This is a genomic window from Streptomyces sp. WAC 01529 (genome assembly GCF_003945545.1).
GTDB classification, from domain to species: Bacteria; Actinomycetota; Actinomycetes; order Streptomycetales; family Streptomycetaceae; genus Streptomyces; species Streptomyces anatolicus.
In genome coordinates this window covers 5,747,922-5,767,067 of the sequence record NZ_CP029617.1, presented here as the reverse complement: position 1 = coordinate 5,767,067, position 19,146 = coordinate 5,747,922, and the positions used below count along the sequence as shown (strand labels likewise).

At 70.5% G+C, this 19,146-nt stretch carries 20 protein-coding genes; 8 read left to right on the top strand and 12 right to left on the bottom strand.

The genetic code is table 11. The features are described 5' to 3' along the window. The first annotated feature begins 46 nt into the window (after positions 1-46). Positions 47-1,087: a glycoside hydrolase family 6 protein gene (locus tag DMA15_RS25940; RefSeq protein WP_125515164.1), complete on the top strand. Its 1,041-nt coding sequence runs from the start codon at positions 47-49 to the stop codon at positions 1,085-1,087. Positions 1,088-1,105: 18 nt separating this feature from the next. Here DMA15_RS25940 and DMA15_RS25935 read toward each other — a convergent pair whose 3' ends face one another. From DMA15_RS25935 to DMA15_RS25905, 7 genes are all read right to left on the bottom strand, one after another. Then, a complete protein-coding gene (locus DMA15_RS25935) occupies positions 1,106-3,070 on the bottom strand; it encodes a kelch motif-containing protein (protein WP_125515163.1) in 1,965 nt (654 codons plus the stop codon). A 3-nt stretch (positions 3,071-3,073) separates the two neighbouring features. Next, a complete protein-coding gene (locus DMA15_RS25930) occupies positions 3,074-4,882 on the bottom strand; it encodes a cellulose synthase catalytic subunit (RefSeq protein ID WP_125515162.1) in 1,809 nt (602 codons plus the stop codon). Between the two features lie 772 nt (positions 4,883-5,654). Further along, positions 5,655-6,347, bottom strand: coding sequence for a TetR/AcrR family transcriptional regulator (locus tag DMA15_RS25925; RefSeq protein WP_125515161.1), 693 nt, complete (start codon positions 6,345-6,347; stop codon positions 5,655-5,657). Further along, on the bottom strand, positions 6,344-7,024 hold the full coding sequence (locus tag DMA15_RS25920) for a DUF4166 domain-containing protein (RefSeq protein ID WP_125515160.1): 681 nt from the start codon (positions 7,022-7,024) through the stop codon (positions 6,344-6,346). The genes DMA15_RS25925 and DMA15_RS25920 overlap by 4 nt, the downstream gene beginning before the upstream one ends. After that, complete coding sequence (locus DMA15_RS25915) at positions 7,021-7,731, bottom strand: hypothetical protein (protein WP_125515159.1); 711 nt, start codon at positions 7,729-7,731, stop codon at positions 7,021-7,023. Before DMA15_RS25915 ends, DMA15_RS25920 begins: the two co-directional genes overlap by 4 nt. A gap of 138 nt (positions 7,732-7,869) precedes the next feature. After that, positions 7,870-8,163, bottom strand: coding sequence for an MTH1187 family thiamine-binding protein (locus DMA15_RS25910; RefSeq protein WP_030789418.1), 294 nt, complete (start codon positions 8,161-8,163; stop codon positions 7,870-7,872). Further along, positions 8,160-8,504 (bottom strand): DUF3817 domain-containing protein, encoded by a 345-nt coding sequence (locus tag DMA15_RS25905; protein WP_125515158.1) that lies wholly within the window; start codon positions 8,502-8,504, stop codon positions 8,160-8,162. Before DMA15_RS25905 ends, DMA15_RS25910 begins: the two co-directional genes overlap by 4 nt. Before the next feature lie 168 nt (positions 8,505-8,672). On the opposite strand from DMA15_RS25905, the gene DMA15_RS25900 reads away from it, so the two are divergent. From DMA15_RS25900 to DMA15_RS25885, 4 genes are all read left to right on the top strand, one after another. Continuing rightward, positions 8,673-9,311 carry an AIM24 family protein gene (locus tag DMA15_RS25900; RefSeq protein WP_125515157.1) on the top strand — a complete coding sequence of 213 codons (639 nt, stop codon included), beginning with the start codon at positions 8,673-8,675 and terminating at the stop codon, positions 9,309-9,311. 1 nt (position 9,312) lies between these two features. After that, positions 9,313-9,963, top strand: coding sequence for an AIM24 family protein (locus tag DMA15_RS25895; protein ID WP_125515156.1), 651 nt, complete (start codon positions 9,313-9,315; stop codon positions 9,961-9,963). Beyond that, positions 9,960-10,766, top strand: a complete 807-nt coding sequence (locus tag DMA15_RS25890) for an AIM24 family protein (protein ID WP_125515155.1) — start codon at positions 9,960-9,962, stop codon at positions 10,764-10,766. Before DMA15_RS25895 ends, DMA15_RS25890 begins: the two co-directional genes overlap by 4 nt. Before the next feature lie 119 nt (positions 10,767-10,885). Further along, positions 10,886-11,362: a MarR family transcriptional regulator gene (locus DMA15_RS25885; RefSeq protein WP_125515154.1), complete on the top strand. Its 477-nt coding sequence runs from the start codon at positions 10,886-10,888 to the stop codon at positions 11,360-11,362. A gap of 30 nt (positions 11,363-11,392) precedes the next feature. Here DMA15_RS25885 and DMA15_RS25880 read toward each other — a convergent pair whose 3' ends face one another. Then, positions 11,393-12,931 carry a HAMP domain-containing sensor histidine kinase gene (locus tag DMA15_RS25880; protein WP_125515153.1) on the bottom strand — a complete coding sequence of 513 codons (1,539 nt, stop codon included), beginning with the start codon at positions 12,929-12,931 and terminating at the stop codon, positions 11,393-11,395. Beyond that, positions 12,928-13,593: a response regulator transcription factor gene (locus DMA15_RS25875; RefSeq protein WP_125515152.1), complete on the bottom strand. Its 666-nt coding sequence runs from the start codon at positions 13,591-13,593 to the stop codon at positions 12,928-12,930. The genes DMA15_RS25880 and DMA15_RS25875 overlap by 4 nt, the downstream gene beginning before the upstream one ends. A gap of 149 nt (positions 13,594-13,742) precedes the next feature. Here DMA15_RS25875 and DMA15_RS25870 point away from each other — a divergent pair, with 149 nt between their 5' ends. Further along, positions 13,743-14,492: a PepSY domain-containing protein gene (locus DMA15_RS25870; protein WP_125515151.1), complete on the top strand. Its 750-nt coding sequence runs from the start codon at positions 13,743-13,745 to the stop codon at positions 14,490-14,492. Positions 14,493-14,599: 107 nt separating this feature from the next. Here DMA15_RS25870 and DMA15_RS25865 read toward each other — a convergent pair whose 3' ends face one another. Then, entirely contained in the window at positions 14,600-15,607 is a 1,008-nt protein-coding gene (locus DMA15_RS25865) for a DsbA family protein (protein ID WP_125515150.1), read from the bottom strand. A gap of 63 nt (positions 15,608-15,670) precedes the next feature. On the opposite strand from DMA15_RS25865, the gene DMA15_RS25860 reads away from it, so the two are divergent. Beyond that, complete coding sequence (locus DMA15_RS25860; protein WP_125515149.1) at positions 15,671-16,228, top strand: TetR/AcrR family transcriptional regulator; 558 nt, start codon at positions 15,671-15,673, stop codon at positions 16,226-16,228. Positions 16,229-16,329: 101 nt separating this feature from the next. Here DMA15_RS25860 and meaB read toward each other — a convergent pair whose 3' ends face one another. Next, positions 16,330-17,292 (bottom strand): methylmalonyl Co-A mutase-associated GTPase MeaB, encoded by a 963-nt coding sequence (gene meaB / locus DMA15_RS25855; RefSeq protein ID WP_125515148.1) that lies wholly within the window; start codon positions 17,290-17,292, stop codon positions 16,330-16,332. Between the two features lie 54 nt (positions 17,293-17,346). Continuing rightward, complete coding sequence (locus DMA15_RS25850) at positions 17,347-18,549, bottom strand: acetyl-CoA C-acetyltransferase (RefSeq protein ID WP_125515147.1); 1,203 nt, start codon at positions 18,547-18,549, stop codon at positions 17,347-17,349. A 136-nt stretch (positions 18,550-18,685) separates the two neighbouring features. Between DMA15_RS25850 and mce the strand changes: the two genes are divergently transcribed. Next, positions 18,686-19,126 (top strand): methylmalonyl-CoA epimerase, encoded by a 441-nt coding sequence (gene mce / locus DMA15_RS25845; RefSeq protein ID WP_125515146.1) that lies wholly within the window; start codon positions 18,686-18,688, stop codon positions 19,124-19,126. The last annotated feature ends 20 nt before the right edge of the window (positions 19,127-19,146 follow it).

Genomic DNA, 19,146 nt, shown 5'->3' with positions numbered 1-19,146 from the left:
ACGATTACCGGGCTGACTGACCGTCACCGTCGCCCAAGGGGTCTGGATGCACCGGCTGCTCCGCACGTTCACGGCACTCATGGCCGTCACCGCCATCGGGCTCACGGCGGGCTGCTCGTCGGGGTCCGGGTCCGAGTCCGGCCCCGCGAGGCCCGACGGCGCGGAGGTCGCCTCCGGTGCCTCCAGCGCCGCCGCGAAGGCCCCGCCGAACACGTTCTGGGTCGATCCCGACAGCCCCGCAGCCCGCCAGGTCAAGGAGTGGGAGCAGCAGGGCCGCGCCCAGGACGCCGAGGCGCTCAGGCGGATCTCCGAGCAGCCGCTCGCCGTGTGGCCGGCCGGGGACGACCCGGCGCCCGACATCAGGGCGGCGACCGAGGGCGCGAAGAAGGAGGACCGCACGGCGGTGCTCGTGGCGTACAACATCCCGCACCGCGACTGCGGCCAGCACTCCGCGGGCGGCGCGAACAGCTCGGACTACTACCGGAACTGGGTGGACACCTTCGCCGGCACGATCGGCGACGCCCCCGCCGTGGTCATCCTGGAGCCCGACGCGATCCCGCACATCGTGGACGGCTGCACCCCGGCCGAGTACCACGCCGAGCGCTACCGGCTGCTCTCCGACGCGATCGAGCGGTTCAAGCGGCAGCCGAAGGTGAAGGTGTACCTCGACGCGGGCAACCCCGGCTGGATCACCGACGCGCAAAAGCTCTCGGAGCCGCTGCTGAAGGCGGGCGTCGCGCAGGCCGACGGCTTCTCGCTGAACGTCTCGAACTTCCAGAGCGACCAGGTCACCAAGGCGTACGGCCGCACGCTGTCGGCGTCGGTCGGCGGCAAGCACTTCGTGATGGACACCAGCCGCAACGGCAAGGGCCCGCTGGCGGGCGACCGGCAGGACGCCTGGTGCAACCCGCCGGGCCGCGGTCTCGGCACTCCGCCCACCGACCGCACGGGCGACCCGCTGCTCGACGCCGTCCTGTGGATCAAGCGGCCTGGGGACTCGGACGGCCCGTGCCGCGGCGGCCCGGCGGCGGGTCAGTGGTGGCCCGACTACGCCCTCGGCCTCGCGCGCAACGCGAAGGCGGCGTGAGGCCCGGGTCCGCCCGGGTCACTCCTGGCCCACGTGGATCCACTTGGCCTGCGAGGACGTGCCGTCCTTGTCGGTGACGAAGAGCATGTACCAGCCGGGCGGGACGAGCGCCGTGTCCTGCTGGGGGACGTCGACCGTCACCGCTCCCTTGCCCTTGGTGAGACCCAGCGCGATCGAACGCTGCTCGACGTCGGTGGTGTGCGTCACCGCGCTGGGCCGCATCAGACGGGCCGAGACGATGTTCTCGGGACGGTCGGTCAGGAATGTCGCGCGGCCGTCCGCGGCCAGCTGCACCGGCCCCTGACCGAGCACCGGGCGGTTCTTGCCGCCCTTGTGCAGCGCCGGGGGCGTGAAGATCTCCATGCGCTGCTCGAAGTGGCCGAGCTTGGTGTTCTGCTCGTTGTCGAAGAGGGGGTCCGAGCCGAAGGTGACGACCCGGCCGTCGGGCAGGAGCAGCGCCTCGGAGTGGTAGTTGCGGCCCACCCTGGGCGCCGCGGCCGTGCGGAAGGCGTTCTGCTTGGGGTCGTAGAACTGCGCCTTGAGGATGTTGCTGGCGCCCCGGCCCCGGTAGTCGGAGGAGCCGTTGGAGGTGAACACCGAGTCGTCCGGCATGATCACGCTGTTGAGGTAGCGGGTGCCCTGCGGGAGCTGGGGCCCGGTCTTGAAGGACGGGTTGTCCTCCTTGAGGTCGATCACCGCCGTGCGGCGGGTCGCCTGGTCCGATTCGCCCACTCCCCCGCCGCCGAGGATCATCACCTTCTGGTCCTGCGCGGGCGGCAGCAGCACGGACGCCGACGTCTCGGTCTTGTCGAGGTCGGTCAGCCCCGGCACCTTCTCGAACTTGTTCGTCGCCAGGTCCCACAGGCCCGGCTCGCGGCCCTTGTCGGCGGGGCCGTAGCCCGCGTTGGACGCCGGGTAGAAGAGCTTGCCGCCCTTGGTGAGGAAGAGGGCGGGGTAGGTCGGGAAGTACCGCTTGGGGCCGTCCGTCCACTTCTTCGTCTTCGGGTCGTAGATCTCGTTGTCGCCGGGGTCGATGACGCCGACGTCGTCGAGTCCGGAGACCGCGAGCACCTTGCCGTCCGCCAAACCGACGAGCGTGGGGTACCAGCGGGCCTTCTTCATCGGGTCGACGGGGACGTACCTCTCGGCCTTCGGGTCGAATTCGTACGCGGCCTTGATCCCCTGGAAGTCCTGCTTCTCCATGTCGATCTTCTCGGCGATGCCGTACGTGTTGTCGGCCTCCTCGCCGGTCAGGCCCTCGATCTCGTACTGCGCCGACTTGTCGTTGACCGACTGCGGGCCCGCCTCGATCGCCTCGACGAAGACCCGCGCCTCGCTCGCCTTGACCTTCGTCTTCCAGGGCTGCATCGCGCCGGACTTGGAGTACGTGATCTCGTAGTCCCGCTTGGCCTTCGGCACCTCGACGTCGAACTTGCTGACGTACTCGATGCCGGACGGCGAGCGGAACTTGGTGCCCTTCTTGAGGACGATGGCCTTGTCGGGGTTCTCGTTCTTGACCCGCATGCCGCCGCCGGCCCGCTCCACCTCGCCGTCGAGCAGCTCGTAGCGCGCGGTGCCGCCCGCCACCAGGAGCCGTCCGTCGGGGAGCTGGGCGTGCCCGGCGCAGAAGAAGTCCTCGGGGGTGTCGATCTTCTTGAAGGTGTTGTTCACCGGGTCCCACAGGACCGTGTCGAAGGACCCCGCGTCGAACTTCTTCTGTTCGTTGCCCGAGCCCGCGACGATCAGCACCTTGCCGGTGTGCAGGAGCGCGGCGTGGATGGCGTTGGTGCGGAACTCCTTGGGGATGTCGACCTGCTTCCAGGAGCCGTACTTCGCCTTGTAGCCGGGCCGGGAGATCTTGTACTCGTAGTACTGCTCCTCGGCGAAGGAGAGCGCGGCGGGCGCGTTCAATCCGACGAGCAGGGCGCCCGCGCCGACTCCGATGAGTGTCTTCCTCGTACGCCTAGAGGGCCGGTAGGCCATGGGTCAGTTCCCTCCTGTCGTCGTGCCGGTGGCGAAGGCGGGTTCCGGCTCGCCCTCCGCCTCCGGGGCGCTCTGCCCGGCCTCGCGCCGCTCGTGTGCCGTCCGGCGGGCCTCCCTGCGCTCCTTGGCGAGGGTGAAGGTCCACACCGCGACCGGCGCCAGGGAGATGGCCATCGCGAGGACCGCCCAGGTGCGCATCGCCACGTGGGTGTGGCCGAGGACGAAGGAGGCGGTCAGCGAGGCGGCGAGCAGTGCCGCCCAGAAGAGGTGGATACGGAAGGTCAGCAGCCGGTCCGGGCTGGCGTCGCCGCCCTTCGGCGTGACCACGAAGCGGCTCGGGCGGCGCACGACGGCCGCGCCGAGGGACTTGGCGTAGATGGGGGCGGAGAGCGCCGACATCGCCATGCCCGCGAGGCCTCCGGAGCCCTCGGGCTCGTGCGGGGAGACGTTGTGGCGGCGGTTCCAGAGGTAGAGGCCGATCTGGAGGGCGGCCGCGTCGCTGTAGAGCATCAGCCAGACGGAGGCCGCCACCTGTGTGCCGGACGCGCCGAACCAGAGGAACAGGACGCAGCTGAGGATGCCGAGCAGCCAGTTGACCGCCGTCATCGGGTAGTACACGAGCATCATCGTGTACGAGAAGAGGCGCCCGGGCGGCATGGTGAAGGGCGCCTTCCAGTACTGCTTGAAGAGCGTCTCGTAGGTGCCGCGCGACCAGCGCATCTGCTGGGTGAAGAAGTCGGTCCAGGAGGCGGGGCCCTCGCCGACGGCCAGGACGTCGGGCGTGTAGACCGAACGCCAGTGGTTGCGGGTGGCGGGGTTGCGGCGGCGGTGCAGTTCGAAGCCGGTCGCCATGTCCTCGGTGATCGAGTCGTACAGGCCGCCTATCTGGGTGAGCGCCTTGATGCGTACGACGTTGTTGGTGCCGACGAACATGGGTGCGCGGTAGCGGTTGCCCGCGCGCTGGATGAGCGCGTGGAAGAGGAACTGCTGGGACTCGGCGGCCTTGGTGACGGGGGTGGTGTAGTTCCCGTAGACCTGCGGTCCGACGACGAACGCGATGTCCGGGTCGCGGAAGTAGCCCATCATCCGCTCCAGGAAGTTGGGGAGCGGTACGTGGTCCGTGTCGACGGAGGCGAAGAAGTCGTACTCCGTGTGGTGCATCGCGAGCCAGGCGTTGTAGTTGCCGTGCTTGGTGCGGGCCTTGTGCGGGCCCTTCGGGCGGTTCCACTCCGGTACGCCGAGACGCGTGAAGTGGCGCACGCCCAGCTCTTCGCAGAGGGCTTTCGCCTCGGGGTCGTCCCCCTCGTCGAGGAGCCACACGTCCAGGGGCCCGCTGTGCTGTATCCGGACCGCCCCTTCGAGGGTCGCCCGGACCATGGAGAGGGGCTCCTTGCCGGGGACGTACGTGGTGAGGAAGGCGACGCGGGTGCCCTTCTCGGGGAAGACCGGGACCGGGTCCCTCGCGACCATCGTGGCGTGGGCGATCGATATGACGTTGACCAGCATGAACAGCTCGATCAGGCCGATCGCGACGAGCATCGTGGCATCGAGCCCGACGAGCCAGCGTTCGCCGCCCTCGCGTTCGGTCCAGTGCGTGGGCCATACGAGGTAGACGAGCAGCAGCCCGGTGAGTATCGGCGCCAGCGTCATGAGCAGCACGGCGCGTATTCGGTGCGGCTCGGAGGAGAGCAGCTTGCGGTACTGGACCCGGTAGCCGCCTGCACCGCCGTCCTCGCCGCCGCCGTGTGGCTCGGTGAGCGGTCCGGCGAGCGTGCTGTGGGTGTCGTAGTCGTAGCCCTCCGGCTGCCGCACAGCGCCCTCCAGTGTTCTGGTGAATCGAACGAGCCGATACCCCCACAAAAGGGGAGTTTCGCCAGCGTGTCGAACGGGGTGCGTCCGTGCGAGGGGTTTTGGGGCGGGGGGTTGCGGCGGGCGCTGGGGTGTGGACGGTCCTGGCGCGCCTGCCCGGGGCGCACGGGGCGAGCGCCCGCCCGCCCCGCTGGGTGAGGCCGACGCGGGGCACCACCCCCCGCCCCCACTTCACGCGCCCACGCGGGGCGAACTACCCACCCACCGCCCCTACGTGCACCTGGCCAGCACGGCATGAACACCCCCGGCCCCCACCTCACCCGGCCGGCACGGCGTGAACACCCACCCGCCCCCACCTCACTGGGCCGATGCGAGGCGAACACCCACCCACCCGCCCTACGTCACCGGACCGATGCGGGGTGAACACCCCCACCCGCCCTACGTCACCGGACCGATGCGGGGTGAACACCCCCACCCGCCCTACGTCACCGGACCGATGCGGGGTGAACACCTCCACCCCCCCTAGGTCACCGGACCGATGCGAGGCGGACACCCACCCACCCGCCCCTAGGTCACCGGACCGGTGTGGGGTGAACGCCCCCACCCGCCCCTAGATGACCTGGCGGGTGCGGGGTGAACACCCGCCCACCCGCCCCTACCGCACTGCCCGGTGCGGGGTGAACGGGTGGGTGGGTGGGGAAGCATCCGCCGCGCAGCGGCGGTCTTGTGGCCCCTACAGAGCCGAAGGCACCCGAGAGACCATGGAGGGCCCCACTCAGCCCCGAGAAGACCGGCGGAGCCGATGCCGCACCGCCCGCTGCGCAAGCGGCCCAAGATCCTCGACCGCACTCACCAGGAGGGACAACTGCTCCAGCGAGGCAAGCGCCCGCTCCGTACCCGCACGATCAACCCCCTCGTACAGCTCCAGGCCCACGAAGGACGCCGCAACCGCCCGCGCAAGCCCCACCGCATCCGTGAACTCCCCCAGAGGCGACCCCGCCAGAACCCGCACCAGGACCTTCTCGATCTCCTCGACCCAGAGGGCGAGCCCCGCCGCGGTCGCCACCGCGAGCCGAGGCTGCGTCTGCGCCCCCGCGAGCAACTGCCCAAGGACCGCGACGTGCCCGGCGTCCCGCTCCTTCTCGTGCATCTCCCGCCCGAAGGCGAGCAGTTCGGAGAGGGAGCCGATCCCGGCGAGGCGTTCGCGGTAGAGGGCCACCCGCTGCTCGGTCCCGTACCGGCACGCCGCCGCGAGCAGCTCGTCGACGGAGCCGAAGTGGTAGAAGACCAGCGCCTGATTGACCCCCGCGGCAGCGGCGATCGTACGCGCCGACGTCTTGGCGATGCCCTGCTCCGTGAGCGTCCGCAACGCCCCTTCGAGAAGCTTCTCCCGCGTCTCCTGCCCCTTGCCGGGATCCTTGGCGGCACCCTTGGCGGGACCCCGCGCGGGGTCCTTCCCGGCACTCACGCCCGCGCCTCCTCACGAACGGGCCGCAGCCCGGCCCGCACCCCGCACGCGCGGACGTCCGTATACGTCGCCGCGAAGGACCCCTCGTACCCGAAGAGCGGCCCGAAGCGCCGGTTGACGACCCGGACCTGGATACGAAAGCGCCCGGCGGCGTCGTCGTAGGACTCCCGCACCTCGGCGTCACCGCCGATCAGCGAGGGAACGCGGCAGTCCACCGGCCCCTCCCGGAACCGGTGCTCTCCGGAGCGGATCACGAGCGAGCCGTCGGGCTCGGCGCGGAAGTGCAGGTCGCTGGCGAGGTGCTGATGCGTGCCGAGGTAGTCGAGCACGCGGTCGCCCTTGGGGCTCAGGACCATCTGGGCGTCGAAGCGGCGGGGCCCGCCGGGCAGGTCGAAGGTGCGCACGAAGGTCACCGTCTCACGGCCGTACGTGTCGACGTACGGCACGTTCTCGATGACGAAGGGCACGTCACGGCCCTGACGCGGGACGAGGATGTTGCGGGTGCCGCCGACCGCGAGGAACGGCTTCACGAACCCCCGGCCGTGCCAGATCCGGTCCATGACGCCCCGCCCTGTGCAGGCCTCGCCGCTCGCCAGGCCGACGGAGAAGCGGCGCCGCAGCTCTGGGTGGAGCCGGTGGAAGTCGGCGCCCATCACGGTTTCGAAGATCGAGGTCATGGGCGCGGCTCCGGGACGGTGGCGAGGGTGGACAGGATGCGCGGGGCACGCGCGCGTACCGGCGGGGTGCGCAGGCAGCGGCGGGCGGCCGGGGTGGTCGGCAGCGGCGGCAGGATCAGCGCGAGCGCGGCGGCCGCGAGGGCCGTCATGGGGGCGAGGAGAACGGCCGCCGCGACGAAGAGGACGCGCAGGAGGACCTCGGCGACGGCGTTGAGGAGGGCGCGCTCCGGGGTGATGCCGCGCTCCAGCCAGAGGCGGAGGCGGTCGAAGGACCAGGCCGTGGCCCAGCCCATCAGCGGACGGAAGACCGCGCGGTCGGCGAGCGCGCCGAGGCGGCCCCAGCGCGGCCGGTAGTCGTATCCGGTGAGGAAGCGGATGCCGTCGCCGTCCGGGGTGGGTACGTAGCGCCAGTAGCCGCTGCCCTCCTCGATGAGGGAGAGCGGGTGCGGCGAGGCGAACCGCAGGGCGGAGGTCCGCGTGCCGTCGGGGCGCCGCCTCTCCCCCGCGCTGACCCCGGTGCCGGCGACCGTCAGGAAGGGCAGCACGCGCGTGGCGTACCGGAAGTGCCGCGGCTCGCCCTCCCGGCACGGCAGGTAGGCGATCTCGGTGAAGCGCAGGTCCCAGCGCTGGTGCAGGGCGGGCTCCTGGGTGCGTTCCCAGAGCGCGTCGAGATCGGCACGTATGCGTGCCTCGATATACAGCCCCACGGTAAACCCCCACGTCAGCGCGTTCTTGAGCGACTGCTCAACAGGAAGGTACAACCGTTTGAGCAGTCGCTCAAGTTCGCGGGTACAGAAAAGCCCCCACCAGGAGGCGGGGGCTTTTCGGCTAGTGGGTGCGCGGCACTACGCGGAGAGGTGGCGCTCCACCGTCTCGACCTTGGAGGTGAGTCCGTCGGTCACGCCGGGGCGGATGTCCGCCTTCATGACGACGGAGACGCGGGGCGCCCGCGCCTCCACGGCGGCGACGGCGCGCTTGACGACGTCCATCACCTCGTCCCACTCGCCCTCGACGGAGGTGAACATCGCGTCGGTCTTGTTCGGCAGGCCCGACTCGCGCACGACGCGGACGGCGTCGGCCACGTACTCGCCGACGTCCTCACCCACACCGAGCGGGGTCACGGAGAAGGCGACGATCATGCGTTGACGATCCCTTCCTTGCGGGCGCGCGACGCGATCACCGCGGACTCGGCCTCCCGCTTCAGCTTGCGCTCGGCGAAGAAGCCACCGGTCGGCAGGACGGAGAGGACGAAGTACAGGGCGGCGGTCTTGAGCTCCCACTTCGTGCGGTTCCAGGCGTCCAGCCAGAAGAGCACGTACAGGACGAAGAGCACACCGTGGATCATGCCCATCGCCGGCACGGCGTTGAACTCCGTGGTCCGCTTGAGCACCGAGCAGACGAGCAGCAGCAGGAAGGAGACGGCCTCGGGGGCCGAGACCAGGCGGAGGCGGCGGAGTGCGGAAGCGGTCTTGATGTCCACGGGTCACCTTCGGTGAGTGGGGGCGGCGGGCGGGAGCTGCACGCTCGGCGGCGCGATCTTGTGAACGGGCGCACAAGCGACCCTCATTGTGACATCGGGGTGTTCTCGGGGTTCGCTCAGGGCCCTTCACCCTGTTCTGGGTGGGTACGGGGCGGCTACCGTCGATTCGTGGCTACGTTCCGGCTCCAGGGGAGCAGAGTGCTCGCCGTCGACATGACGGGCGACGCGGTGAAGGCGAAGAACGGCTCGATGGTCGCCTATGACGGCCAGATGGCCTTCAAAAAGATGTCCGGTGGCGGCGAGGGCATACGCGGCATGGTGACCCGCCGCGTCACCGGCGAGCAGATGACGGTGATGGAGGTGAAGGGGCACGGCACCTGCTGGTTCGCCGACCGCGCCACGGAGATCAATCTCGTGGAGCTGCGCGGCGACAAGCTGTATGTGGAGGCGGGCAATCTGCTGTGCACCGACGCCGGCCTGCGCACCGGCACGAGCTTCACGGGACTGCGCGGCGCGACCCAGGGGAACGGCCTGTTCACGACGACCGTGGAGGGCACGGGCCAGGCGGCGATCGTCTCCGACGGCCCCGCCGTGGTGCTGCGCGTCTCCCGGCAGTATCCGCTGACGGTCGACCCGGGGGCGTATATCGCGCACCAGGGCGATGTCCGCCAGAGCTTCCAGTCCGGCGTCACCTTCCGCACGTTCCTGGGCGAGGGCGGCGGCGAGGCCTTCCAGGTCCGCTTCGAGGGCGACGGCCTGGTCTACGTACAGCCCAGTGAGCGCACCACGATCGCGGGGGACGTCTGACATGCCCTTCCGGGAGATCAATTCGAAGATGGTCGAGGCGACGGTGGCACCGGGCGCCAAGATCTTCAGTCAGCGCGGCGCCATGCTCGCCTATCAGGGAGACGTCTCCTTCACTCCCAACCTCCAGGGCGGTCAGGGCGGTCTGGCGTCCATGATCGGCCGCCGGGTCGCAGGCGAGGCGACGCCCCTGATGACCGTGGAGGGCAGCGGGACGGTCCTGTTCGGGCACGGCGGCCACCACATCCAGGTGATAGGCCTCACCGGAGACACGCTGTACGTGGAGGCGGACCGCCTGCTCGCCTTCGACGGCACGCTCCGGCAGGGCACGATGTTCATGGGCTCCCAGGGCGGCGTCATGGGCATGGTGCGCGGCCAGGTCACCGGCCAGGGCCTGTTCACCACGACCCTGAAGGGCCACGGCGCGGTCGCCGTCATGGCGCACGGCGGCGTCATCGAGGTCCCGATCACCCCCCAGCGCCCGGTCCATGTCGACCCCCAGGCCTATGTGGCGCACCACGGCGACGTGCGCAACAAACTCTCCACCGCGCTCGGCTGGCGCGACATGGTGGGCCGCGGCTCCGGCGAGGCGTTCCAGCTGGAGCTGTCGGGCAGCGGCGTGGTGTTCGTACAGGCCTCGGAGGAGAAGCTGTGAATCCCCACGTATCGACCCCGGCGGGCGCGCCCGCGGTCTTCGACCCCCTGACACTGCCGAGCGACGACAACGTTAACGCGTACACCTTCTGCGTGGAGCTGAAGGGAAGCCAGTGGTTTCTGCAAAAGGGGAAGATGATCGCCTACTACGGGCGGATCGACTTCAACGGCATCGGGCACGGCCGTCTCGACCGTCTGGTCCGGACCAGTTTTCATTCGCCGCTGCACGCAAGTGACTGGGTGGTGGCGGACGGCCAGGGCAAGATGCTCCTCGCCGACCGGGCATTCGACGTTAATTCGTACGACCTTGATGAGGGCAACCTGACCATTCGCTCGGGCAACCTCCTCGCTTTTCAGCCAACTCTCGCGTTGAAGCAATCGATCGTTCCGGGCTTCCTGACACTCATCGGAACCGGAAAGTTCGTGGCCGCGTCGAACGGTCCGGTGGTGTTCATGGAACCGCCGATCCGCGTCGATCCACAGGCGCTCGTGGGGTGGGCGGACTGCCCTTCACCGTGCCATCACTATGACCACGGTTACCTCACCGGTGTGATCGGAGGCCTGCGGGCACTGACCGGCGTCGGCGGCACCTCCGGGGAGGAGCACCAGTTCGAGTTCGTGGGGGCCGGCACGGTACTGCTCCAGTCGACCGAGGCGCTCCTGCCCGAGCAGGCGACGGGAGGGGTGCCGGACCAGGCGGGAGTGCCGAGTGGGAGGAGCGCTCCCACTCCACCGGGTCCGCAATCCGGCGCACCGCGTCTTCCCGGACAACTGGGGGACCTCCAGCGTCGCTTCGGGCTGTGAGCGGTAGTCTGCGGAGTGTGACGGCGAACGCCTGTGCCCCTCCTTGCGACCGGGGGATGCGAGGCGCGTCACATCCCACCATTCGTTCACCTTTCAACTTCTTAGGTAGAATCGATTCCATGGAGACCGAGACGGCCCCGCAGTGGCTGACCGACGAGGAACAGTGCGCCTGGCGCACCCACGTGGAGGTCAACAGGATGCTGACGTATCAGCTCGAAAAGGACCTTCAGCCGTTCAACCTGACCATGAACGACTACGACATTCTCGTGCATCTCTCCGAATCGGACGAGCTGCGGATGCGCATGAGCGATCTCGCCGCCGCCACCCTGCAGTCCAAGAGCCGCCTGTCCCACCAGATCACCCGCATGGAGAACGCGGGCCTGGTGCGCCGTGAGAACTGCGAGTCCGACCGGCGCGGCCTCTACACCGTCCTCACCGAGGAGGGCATGGAGACCATGCAGAAGGTGGCCCCGCACCACGTCGCCTCCGTGCGGCGGCACTTCGTCGACCTCGTCTCCCCCGAGGCGCTCGGCGAGCTGCACAAGGCCCTGACCCCCATCGCCGAGCACTTGCGCTCCCAGCGCGGCAAGCCCTGACCCCTCCGCGGCGACCGGCCACGCCCTCCCTCAACGCGCCGACGGCCGAGGGCGGGGCAGCCGGAGCTGGAAGAGCGCACCCCCGCACGGCGCCTCCCCGACCCCGAGCGTGCCGCCGTGCCGCGCCGCCACGTCCCGCGCGATCGCGAGGCCCAGACCGGCCCCGCCCTCGTCCCGGGTCCGCGCGTCATCCAGACGTACGAACCGCTCGAAGATCCGCTCCCGTTCGCCCGGGGGCACCCCGCTTCCGTCATCGGTCACCTCAAGGACCGCCCACGCGCCATCGGCCCGGGTGGTGACCGTGACGCGGGAGCGGGCGTGGCGCTGCGCGTTGTTCAGAAGGTTGCCGAGCACCCGCGCCAACTGGCCGCGTGAGCCCGCGACTTCGACGCTCTCCAGGTCCGTGTGGACGTCGACACGGTCCCGGGTGCGCTGCGAGAGCTCCTCCCGGACGAAGGCCGCCAGATCGACGCGCGCCTCGCCGGGTTTCTCGCCCGCGTCGAGGCGGGCGAGCAGGAGCAGATCGGCGGCGAGTTCCTGGAGCCGCACGGTGTCCTCGACGGCGCCGTCGACGTCCAGCAACTCCGGGTGCGCGGCGCCGACTTCGAGCTGTGTGCGCAGCGAGGCGATGGGGCTGCGCAGCTCGTGCGAGGCGTCCGCCACGAAGCGCCGCTGGCGCTCCACGGAGGTCTGCAAAGCGGTCAGCGTCTCGTTCGTCGTGCGGGCGAGGCGGGCGATCTCGTCGTGCGTGTCCGGCTCGGGCACGCGGCGCGCGAGGTCCTCCGAAGCGGTGATCGCGGACATCTCGGCGGTGATCGCGGCCACGGGGCGCAGCGCGCGGCGCGTCACCAGCCAGGTGACGCCCGCGACGACGCCGAGCAGCAGGGGGAAGCCGATGAGCATGGACGTCAACGCCGTCGAGACCGCGCTCCGTTCGTCGGAGAGCGAGCCGCCGGCGTAGACGGTGAGGTCGCCCTTGTCCTCCGTGCTCACCTCGACGGCGGCGAAGCGGTAGTCGGCGCTCTCGCCGTCGACGGTGGCGGAGCCGTCGGTGTAGTCGGCCTCGTCGTCGATCTCGCCGGGCTCGGCGGAGTCGGCGGGGTCGGCGGAGTCGGGGCGGCCCGCTCGGTCGGAAGCCTGCGACTTTTCCGCGCTGTCCGATTCCCCGTCCCCGTCGCCGTCCCCGTCACTGTCGCCGTCCCCGTCGCCGTCGCCCGCCCCGGCACCGGACGGCTTCGCGGCGGCGGAGCCGGGCTTGACCGCGTCGACGCCGGTGCCGCTGATGCGCTCCAGGTCCTCGCTTGCGGCCACCAACTTGCGGTTCTCGTCGACCACTTGGACGGGGGCGTCCTCGCCGTCGGGCAGGTCGAGATCGCCGTACGCCCGGCCCGTTGCCAGCTGGGAGGCGACCTCGCGGGCGGCGGAGTCGGCGCGGCCGTCCGCCTGGCCGGTGAGGTTGGCGCGCAGCGAGAGCAGCACGGCGGCGCCCGCCGCGATCAGCGCGAGGGCCACGACCAGGCTCGCGCCGAGCGTGGCCCGGGCGCGCACGGAACCGAACAGCCGCCTCACCTCGGGGCCTCGAGACGGTAACCGGCGCCGCGCACCGTCTTGATGAGCGCCGCACCCAGCTTGCGGCGCAGCGTGCTCACGTACACCTCGACGATGTTCGGGTCCCCCTCATACGCGAAGTCCCAGACGTGTTCGAGGATGTCGCCCTTGGAGACGACCTCCCCGGCCCGCAGCACGAGCTGTTCGAGGACCGCGAACTCCTTGGCGGTGAGGGTGATCTCGTCCTCGCCGCGGAAGACGCGCCGCGCGGCCGTGTCGACCTTGAGGTCGCCCAGGGTGTGGAGGGGCGACGGGCCGCCGTTGCCCCGGCGGCGCAGCAGCGCCTTCACACGGGCCACGAGCACGACGTACGAGAACGGCTTCGTGAGGTAGTCGTCGGCGCCCGTGTCCAGCCCCTCCGCCTCGTCGTACTCGCCGTCCTTGGCGGTGAGCATCAGGATCGGCACGTCGTGGCCCGCGGCGCGCAGCGTGGAGCAGACGCGGTAGCCGTTCATGCCCGGCAGCATGATGTCGAGGATGACCAGGTCGTACGTGCCTTCGCTCGCCCGGTGCAGTCCGTCGACGCCGTCGTGGACGACGTCGACGGCGTAGCCCTCGGCGGTCAGGCCCTTGGCGAGCGACAGGGCAAGCCGCTTCTCGTCCTCCACGATCAACAAACGCATGCGTTCAGGGTGGCAGAGCGAAGCTGAAGAGTTCTTCAGGCGGCTTCAGCTTCCGTTCAGGATCGTTCGGCCAGATTGGTCCTCATCGAAAGCGAACGGCAGCGGCCCCGGCCGCCGCCACACTCGCCCACCGTCTCGGGAGGAACTCCATGAAGCGCAACATCGTCATCGCCACCGTCGCCGCCGCGGCCCTGATCACGGGAGGCACCGCCACCGCCCTCGCGACCACCGGCGACGACGAGACGGCCGCCAAGCAGTCGAGCGTCCAGGTCAAGGACGACGACCGCAAGGACGACGACCGCGACGACCGTGACGACCGCAAGGGTGATGACCGCGACGACCGCGACGACGCCGCGGAGAACACCGCCGAGGCCAAGGCCGCCAAGGTGACGGCCGCGGACGCGATCAAGGCGGCCCTCGCGAAGACCCCCGGCACCGCGGTCTCCGCCGAGCTGGACGAGGAGGACGGCGGCCTGGTCTGGGGCGTCGACATCCTGAAGGGCAGCACCTGGCACGAGGTCGAGGTCGACCCCGGCACGGGCAAGGTGCTCGGCACCTGGGTCGACAAGAACGATGAGGGGGAGGCCGGTGACGACGCCGCCGACACCGCCCGGGTGAACTCCGCGCTCAAGGGCGCGTCCACCAGCGCCGAGGACGCCGCGCGCGCCGGTGCCGCCAAGGGCAAGGTGACCTCCGTCGACCTGGACGACGACGGCAAGGCGGGTGCCTGGGGCGTCGAGACCACGGGCGCCAAGGGCGCCGAGTCCGAGTGGAACGTCGACCTGAAGACCGGCAAGGTCACCGCGGACCGCCACGACGACCGTGACCACGACGGTCAGGACGACCACGACGACCGTGACGACCAGGACGACCAGGACAACGACGGCTCGGACGACTGACACCCGGCCCCCGGCCACCGCTCCCCCGCCCCGCGTTCCCTCCCCCCGTTCTCCCCCCAGTTCTCCCCCCGAGGGCGGCGTCTCCGGATGCCGCCCTCTCGGCGCTGTCAGGCGAACTCCGGCGTCATGGCGGCGGCCACCCTCAGGTGCGGCGCGGCCTGCTTCTCCCTGCCCAGGCGCTGGAGGGTGCGGCCGAGCATCAGTCGCGCGTAGGAGTCGTCCGGCGCGTCGACGATCAGTTGCTCCAGCACATCGTGGGCGCGCGTCAGCTGGGCGGAGTGGAAGTAGCCGCGGGCCGCGAGCCGACGGACGTTCACGTCCTCGCCGTGCTCGTCGAGCAGGGGCCTCAGCAGGGTGAGCGCGCCGAGCGGGTCGTGCTGGTCCAGCAGGGACTCGGCCCAGCGCAGCCGCCGGACCTCGGCGGGCACCTCCCGGCCCGGACCTCCATCGGCGAGGCAGCCCGCGAGGAAGTCCGCGATCACCTCGGGCGCCTGGGCACCGGCCAGCGCCCGGTCGCCGACCACGATCGTCGGCGAGGTCGCGATGCCCCGCGCTTTGCCGATCAAAAGGTTCTCCCGCACCCCCCGATCACCAGCACCAGCACCAGCACCAGCACCAGCGTCCAACAGCCCCGCCCCCTCGACGAATCCCGCCCGAAGGGCAACGGCCCCGAGGCATCGACGGTCGCTGATGTCGTCGCCGTCGATGAAGTACGCCCTCATCACCTGCTCGGCCACCTCGTTCTGCAACGCGCCGCCGCCGTGCTCCAGGGCCAGGTGGAGGAGCCGGTGGGCGTCATGGCTGCCGGCCCGCCAGGCCGCTCCCCACGGCGGCCCCAGCCCCTCCTCGGCCGCGATCCGGGAGATGCGGACCCGGTTCTCCGCCGGTGTCAGGCCGGGCGCGCACTGCCGCAGGGCCGCGTCGACCAGCGGGTCGCGCCAGGCCTCCTCCAGGGGGATCGCCCGGTCCGGCGTGGCCGGGTCGATCCTGAAGGGGCGCCAGACCACCTCGGCCCCGGCGTCGGCGAGCCCCGGAGTCGCCAGCGCCTTCTCCAGGCGGCGCTTGCCGATGAACGCCCATGCGCAGACCACGTCTGCCCAGATCTCGATTCGCATGACCGGAAAGCTAACCGACACCTGTCGGTTAGTAAAGCGACAAGTGTCGGCTAGTGTGGCGGCATGAACCTGGACGACCCTCGCGCCCAGCGCAGTCGGGCCCGGCTGCGTACAGCGATCTTGGAGCTGGTCGCGGCCAAGGACCCCGCCTCGATCACCATGTCGGAGGTCGCCAAGCACGCCGGGGTGAACCGGGCCACGCTCTATCAGCACTTCCCCGATGTGAACGCGCTGGTCACCGACGCCCTGGAGGAGACGGTGGCGCATGTGGCGCGCGCGGCGGCGCTGTGCCCTCGCGAGGCGCCCCGGGACGACGCGCCACAGCCGTTGTACGAGCTGTTCCAGCACATCGCCGAGAGCGCGGCCCTGTATCGACGGATGCTGGGCACGCAGGGAAGCGCGCTCTTCGCCGCGCGCATGCGGGAACGGCTGACCGCCGAACTCGTCGCCTCGTTCCAGGAGCAGCGGCGCCCCGCCGGGTTCGACGACGTGCCGGCCGAGGTGCACGCCGCGTATCTGGCGGGCGCGCTGATCGGCGTGATCGCCACCTGGGTCGACGACGACGCTCCCGCTCCGGCCGAGGAGACCGCCCTGGCGTTCTGGCGGCTCTTCCGGAACTGAAAAGCGCACCCGCCCGCCTGCGCGACGCGCGCACAGGTCACCCAGCGATCACAGATCACCCAGTGGTCACAGGTCACCCAGTGGTCACAGGCCCCCAGGAGTCACAGGTCCCCAGCGGTGACGCCCGCGACCAACTCGTCGGCGGCCGCGTACGGGTCAAGCTCCCCGGCCACGATCCGCTCCGCCAGCGCGGAGAGCCGCCGGTCCCCGTGGAGGGAGCCGACCCGCTCCCGCAGCGCGGTGACCGCGATGGTCTCGACCTCACGGGAGGCACGGGAGACCCGCCGCTCGGCGAGGACCCCCCGCTCCTCCATCCACGCCCGGTGCTTCTCCAGGGCCTCGACGACCTCGTCGATGCCCTCGCCCCGCGCCGCGACCGTCTTCACGATGGGCGGCCGCCAGTCCCCGGGACCACGGGACTCGCCGAGGCCGAGCATGTGGTTCAGCTCCCGCGCGGTGGCGTCCGCGCCGTCGCGGTCCGCCTTGTTGACCACGTACACATCACCGATCTCCAGGATTCCGGCCTTGGCCGCCTGGATCCCGTCGCCCATGCCCGGCGCGAGCAGGACCACCGAGGTGTCCGCCTGCGAGGCGATGTCGACCTCGGACTGCCCCACGCCGACGGTCTCCACCAGTACGACGTCGCAGCCCGCCGCGTCCAGGACGCGGATCGCCTGCGGGGCGGCCCACGCGAGCCCGCCGAGGTGGCCGCGGGTCGCCATGGAGCGGATGTAGACGCCGGGGTCGGACGCGTGGTCCGACATCCGCACCCGGTCGCCGAGGAGCGCGCCCCCGGAGAAGGGCGATGAGGGGTCCACGGCGAGTACGCCGACCCGCTTCCCGGCCCGCCGATAGGCGCTGACCAGCGCGGACGTCGACGTGGACTTGCCGACGCCCGGCGATCCGGTGATCCCCACCACATACGCGTGCCCCGCCAGGGGAGCGAGCGCCGCCATCACTTCGCGCAGCTGCGGCGACGCCCCCTCGACCAGTGAGATCAGCCGGGCCACGGCCCGCGGCCTGCCTTCGCGGGCCTGCGCCACCAGGGAGGGGACGTCCTGCATGAAACAGCTCCGTTCACTACGTACGGCACACCACGGGCAAGCGGAACCCGGGGCTCAGCCCTTCGCCACCTTGAGGATCAGCGCGTCGCCCTGGCCACCGCCACCGCACAGCGCCGCCGCGCCCACACCGCCGCCGCGCCGCTTCAGCTCCAGGGCGAGGTGCAGCACGACACGCGCGCCGGACATCCCGATCGGGTGACCCAGCGCGATGGCGCCGCCGTTGACGTTCACCTTTTCCGAGGACACCCCGAGGTCCTTCATTGACTGCACCGCGACGGCGGCGAAGGCCTCGTTGATCTCGATGAGGTCCAGGTCCGAGACGTCCAGGCCGTCCTTCTTCAGGGCGTGCCGGATGGCGTTGGACGGCTGCGACTGGAGGGAGTTGTCGGGGCCCGCCACATTGCCGTGCGCGCCGATCTCCGCGATCCACTGCAGGCCCAGCTCCTCGGCCTTGGCCTTGGACATGACGACGACCGCCGCGGCGCCATCGGAGATCTGCGAGGACGTGCCCGCGGTGATCGTGCCGTCCTTGGCGAAGGCGGGGCGCAGCTTGCCGAGGGACTCGGCGGTGGTCTCGGCGCGGATGCCCTCGTCCTTGGCGAAGAGGACCGGGTCGCCCTTGCGCTGCGGGATCTCGATCGGCGTGATCTCGGCCTCGAACAGGCCGTTCTTCTGCGCGGCGGCGGCCCGCTGGTGCGAGAGCGCGGCGATCTCGTCCTGCTCGGCGCGGCCGATGCCGAGGCGGCTGTTGTGCTTCTCGGTCGACTCTCCCATCGCGACGCCCTCGAAGGAGTCGGTCAGGCCGTCGTACGCCATCGAGTCGAGCATCTCGATCGCGCCGTACTTGTGGCCCTCGCGCGACTTGGGGAGCAGGTGCGGGGCGTTGGTCATCGACTCCTGGCCGCCCGCGACGACGATGTCGAACTCGCCCGCGCGGATCAGCTGGTCGGCGAGCGCGATCGCGTCGAGGCCCGAGAGGCAGACCTTGTTGACGGTGAGCGCGGGGACGTTCATGGGGATGCCCGCCTTGACGGCGGCCTGGCGCGCCGGGATCTGCCCTGCCCCGGCCTGGAGCACCTGGCCCATGATCACGTACTGGACCTGGTCGCCTCCGATGCCGGCCCGGTCGAGCGCGGCCTTGATCGCGAAGCCGCCCAGGTCCGCACCCGAGAAGGACTTCAGGGAGCCGAGCAGGCGACCCATGGGCGTGCGGGCGCCCGCGACGATCACTGAGGTGGTACCGGACGTTCGAGACATGTGCCACGGCCCCTTGGGAGGAGAAGTTAACGAGGGTTTATCTGAATGTACTGAGCGGTACCTCGCACGTCATCGGGCGACGAGTGTGATCGCGCGCACGTTGCGTAATCACCGCGGGAAGCGCTGCACTTGGAGCATGCTGACGCGAATCGACCACATCGGGATCGCCTGTTTCGACCTCGACAAGACCGTCGAGTTCTACCGGGAGACGTACGGATTCACGGTCTTCCACACCGAAGTCAACGAGGAGCAGGGCGTGCGCGAGGCCATGCTCAAGATCAACGAGACCAGTGACGGGGGCGCCTCCTACCTCCAGCTCCTCGAACCCACCCGCGAGGACTCCGCGGTCGGCAAATGGCTGGCCAAGAACGGTGAGGGCGTGCACCACATCGCCTTCGGCACCGCGGACGTGGACGGCGACGCCGCGGCCATCAAGGACAAGGGCGTACGCGTTCTGTACGAGGAGCCGCGGATCGGTTCCATGGGGTCCCGCATCACGTTCCTGCACCCCAAGGACTGCCACGGGGTCCTCACCGAACTCGTCACTTCGGCGCCCTCCGAGACACCGGAGCACTGACCTCCGTATATCTGGGCCGG

Excerpts from the sequence above, each read along its gene's own strand:
- DMA15_RS25940 (WP_125515164.1), top strand. The coding sequence starts at position 47 with ATGCACCGGCTGCTCCGCACGTTCACGGCACTCATGGCCGTCACCGCC.
- DMA15_RS25935 (WP_125515163.1), bottom strand. The coding sequence starts at position 3,070 with ATGGCCTACCGGCCCTCTAGGCGTACGAGGAAGACACTCATCGGAGTC.
- DMA15_RS25920 (WP_125515160.1), bottom strand. The coding sequence starts at position 7,024 with ATGACCTCGATCTTCGAAACCGTGATGGGCGCCGACTTCCACCGGCTC.
- DMA15_RS25910 (WP_030789418.1), bottom strand. The coding sequence starts at position 8,163 with ATGATCGTCGCCTTCTCCGTGACCCCGCTCGGTGTGGGTGAGGACGTC.
- DMA15_RS25895 (WP_125515156.1), top strand. The coding sequence starts at position 9,313 with ATGCCCTTCCGGGAGATCAATTCGAAGATGGTCGAGGCGACGGTGGCA.
- DMA15_RS25885 (WP_125515154.1), top strand. The coding sequence starts at position 10,886 with ATGGAGACCGAGACGGCCCCGCAGTGGCTGACCGACGAGGAACAGTGC.
- DMA15_RS25875 (WP_125515152.1), bottom strand. The coding sequence starts at position 13,593 with ATGCGTTTGTTGATCGTGGAGGACGAGAAGCGGCTTGCCCTGTCGCTC.
- DMA15_RS25870 (WP_125515151.1), top strand. The coding sequence starts at position 13,743 with ATGAAGCGCAACATCGTCATCGCCACCGTCGCCGCCGCGGCCCTGATC.
- DMA15_RS25865 (WP_125515150.1), bottom strand. The coding sequence starts at position 15,607 with ATGCGAATCGAGATCTGGGCAGACGTGGTCTGCGCATGGGCGTTCATC.
- DMA15_RS25860 (WP_125515149.1), top strand. The coding sequence starts at position 15,671 with ATGAACCTGGACGACCCTCGCGCCCAGCGCAGTCGGGCCCGGCTGCGT.
- meaB (WP_125515148.1), bottom strand. The coding sequence starts at position 17,292 with ATGCAGGACGTCCCCTCCCTGGTGGCGCAGGCCCGCGAAGGCAGGCCG.
- DMA15_RS25850 (WP_125515147.1), bottom strand. The coding sequence starts at position 18,549 with ATGTCTCGAACGTCCGGTACCACCTCAGTGATCGTCGCGGGCGCCCGC.
- mce (WP_125515146.1), top strand. The coding sequence starts at position 18,686 with ATGCTGACGCGAATCGACCACATCGGGATCGCCTGTTTCGACCTCGAC.